This window comes from Frankia sp. R82 (genome assembly GCF_023716925.1).
Lineage (GTDB): Bacteria > Actinomycetota > Actinomycetes > Frankiales > Frankiaceae > Frankia.
The window spans coordinates 1-626 of record NZ_JAMQQG010000196.1; the positions used below are offsets into that span (position 1 = coordinate 1).

The following is a 626-nucleotide window of genomic DNA, read 5'->3' on the forward strand; positions in this document are numbered from 1 at the left end:
ACCGCCGCCAGACCGCCTCGCCGTCCCGCCCATGCCGCCCGTCCCGCCTCCCGCAGCACGGCCGGCACCCACCGCACCGGCCGCCGGCGGTCGCGGCGGGCCGGAACACGATCGTTATCCAACGGCCGGACGCGCCGCGCTGCCGCGCTACCCGGACGGCATCGCGGTGCCCACCTCACGCCCCGCGCCGCCGATCTCCGGACCGGTCGAGATCACCGGCCGCACCGGGCTGGCCGCGGCCCGAGCCGGCGACGTCCCGCCGCGCCAGCTCGCCGAGCCGCGCACCGCGGCGGTCCAGTCCGCGGGACACCCCGTCCCCGGCGGTGGCCTCGACCGTGACCGTCCCGCTGGTGGAGCCGGTGGCAACGGCTACTGGCCCGGCCATGGCCCTGGTACCGGCCATGGCCCGGCGGGCCCCGGTGGCGATGCCGGGCCGGTGGATCGCCTTGGTGTGCCACGGCGCACACCGCCCGAGGCCGCCCAGGCGCCACGGGGACCGATCGGGGCCGGTGGGTCCGCCCTGGCGAACTCCCGCCGCTCGGCCGAGCAACGTGCCGCCGATCACCGCGCGGCCGACCAGCGGGTGGCCGACCAGCGGGCGGCCCGTTCGCCGGCCCGACGGCCCG

At 80.2% G+C, this 626-nt stretch carries 1 pseudogene; it reads right to left on the reverse strand.

What is annotated here, in order from left to right:
• Nucleotides 1–175: 175 nt before the first annotated feature.
• Nucleotides 176–626: pseudogene (locus ND747_RS16585) on the reverse strand (hypothetical protein); the annotation flags it as partial.